The 2456-nt window shown below is 74.2% G+C and carries 2 protein-coding genes; both read right to left on the bottom strand.

What is annotated here, in order from left to right:
* The coding region (locus E4P40_RS27270) for an acetoacetate--CoA ligase (protein WP_135161418.1) at positions 1 to 1868 on the bottom strand (1868 nt) is incomplete at its 3' end.
* A partial coding sequence (locus E4P40_RS27275) for a 4'-phosphopantetheinyl transferase superfamily protein (protein WP_209305554.1) occupies positions 1865 to 2456 on the bottom strand: 592 nt, incomplete at its 5' end. The genes E4P40_RS27275 and E4P40_RS27270, both read right to left, overlap by 4 nt.

Genomic DNA, 2456 nt, shown 5'->3' on the forward strand with positions numbered 1-2456 from the left:
GCCGCGCCCTCGGACAGCTTGCCGTTGTGCGTCGTCGGCAGGTCGTCGACGGCCAGGACGACGGACGGCACGTGGGCGGGTGACCCCTGGCTCCGGAGCACCGCCCGGATCCGATGGGCGAGCGGGGCGTCCAGCACGGATCCGGTCCGGAGCACCAGGAGGAGGACCAGCCGCGTGGATCCGACGCGACCAGGATCGTCCTGCTCGACGGCCAGGGCGCCGGCCACCTCGGGCACGCTCCTGACGATCGTGTAGATCTCCGACGGGCCGATGCGGACGCCGTCGATGTTCAGGACCCCGTCGGAGCGGCCGAGCATGCGGGCGGAACCGTCGGCGGCGACCTCGATCACGTCGCCGTGGGTCCAGACGCCGGGGTGCTTCGAGAAGTACGACGCCCGGAAGCGGGCCCCGTCCTCGTCGTCGAGGAAGCCGAGGGGCCGGGACGGGAAGGGACGGCGGCAGACCAGCTCGCCGGGGGTGCCGACCACCGGCCGACCGGCGGAATCGAACGCCGCGACGTCCAGGCCGAGGCCGAGCGACTGGCAACGACCGGGCCGCACCGGCTCCTCCGGATGACCGAGGACGAAGCAGCCGATGATGTCGGTGCCGCCCGAGATCGACTGCACGGGGACCGGTCCGACCGCGCGGGCGACCCACTCGAACTGCCAGTCGTGCAGCACGGCCCCGGTGGACAGCACCGCACGCAGGCCGCACAGGTCGACCGCGTCGCGGGGGCGGTAGTCCTCGTCCTGGCAGAGCTGCAGGTAGGCCGGGCTCGTCCCGAAGACCGTGACACCGTGTGCCGCCACGAGCTCCCAGAGCGTCTCCGGTCCGTCGACGGGACCGTCGTTGACGACGATGTGCGCTCCGACGGCGAGGGCCGACAGCTGCCAGTTCCACATCATCCACGCCGTGGTCGTGTGGAAGTACAGCGTGTCGCCGGCGCGCAGGTCGCCGTGCAGGCGGTGCTCCTTGACGTGCTCGAGCAGCGAGCCACCCGCACCGTGCACCATCGCCTTGGGCGGGCCGGTCGTCCCCGACGAGAACATGATCCACAGCGGGTGGTCGAAGGGCAGGCGTGGCCACGACACGTCGAGCGGGTGCTCGGGGACCTCCGCGACCAGGTCGGCGAGCCGGACGGCGTCCCGGCCGGGGAGCGCGGGCAGGGGACCGGCGTCCAGGACCACCAGGTGCTCCACCGAGGGCAGTCCCTCGAGCAGGGTCGCGAGGACGCCGTCCGCCGGGACCCCGTCGCGGCCCATGCCCGCCCGGTCGACCAGAAGCGCCGTGGGTCGCACCTGGCCGAACCTGCCGAGCAGGGCGCTCGGACCCATGTCGGGGGTGGCCGTCGAGAGCGTGGCCCCGACGGCGCTGACGGCGAGCGCGGCGACGACGGCCGCGGCGTGGTTCGGAGCGATCGCCACGACGCGGTCACCCGGAGCGATCCCGAGGCCGGTCAGTGCCTCACCGGTGCGCTGCACGGCCGCGCGCAGCTCGCCGCGCGTGAACCGCTCGGCCGTGCCGTCGCCGTGCACGGAGGTGAGGGCCGGCGCGGCGTCACCGGCGTCCGGCAGGGGGCGGAGCAGGTTCTCTGCGTAGCTCAACCGGACGCCGGGGAAGAAGCGGGCGGACTGCACGTCGTCGCTCGTGGACACCGTCCCTGCGGTGCCCTCCCAGCTCAGGCCGGACCAGTCCAGGAACGTGCGCCAGAACTCCCGGTAGTGCTCGACGGAGAACGCGTGCAGGGCCGTCGTGGTGGGCAGGCGGTGTCCCGTCACGTCCTCCAGGCAGGCACGGAAGTGGGCCAGCTGGGCGGGCTGTCCCGGTCGGCGGGCCGACGCCGGGGCAGTCAGCTGGTCGATGCTCATCGGAGCGCGCCGGGGTGGAGCTCGATCACGGGAACCGCCGGCAGGGGGGAGGTCGTCCGTACGGCGAGGCTGGCGACGAAGCCCTCCGGCACCGCGACCGGCGCCAGGGTCCATTCCCCGGAGCGTCCGGTCACCGACACGGGAGTCTCGACGGTCCCGGGATCGCGGCGCAGCCCCACCCCGCAGGCCTTCAGCACGGCCTCCTTCTGCGTCCAGCAGCGGGTGACGGCCCGGAGCCGGTCGGCGGTGGGCAGGCCGGCCACGGTGCGCACCTCGGTCGCGGTCAGCCATCCGTCGGCGAATGCCTCCAGCGCGTGCTCGTCGCGATGGCGCTCGACGTCGATCCCGAGGAGGGCGCTGTCGGCGAGAGCGATGAGCCCGATGCCCTCGCTGGCCGAGCAGGAGAACCGGAGGTCGGGATGGCCGGCCGGTCCGACGAGGTAGGGGCGGCCGTCGTCGACGGCGATCGGGACGTCCCGGGCGGGCACGCCGAGAGCGCCTCCCAGGACGTGCCGCAGGGCCGCCCTCAGCAGGGTCCGTCGCCGGCCGACCGCCGGCAGCGCGCGTGCGGCGCGGGCCCGCTCGTCC

The sequence above is a fragment of the Blastococcus sp. CT_GayMR20 genome (assembly GCF_004570345.1).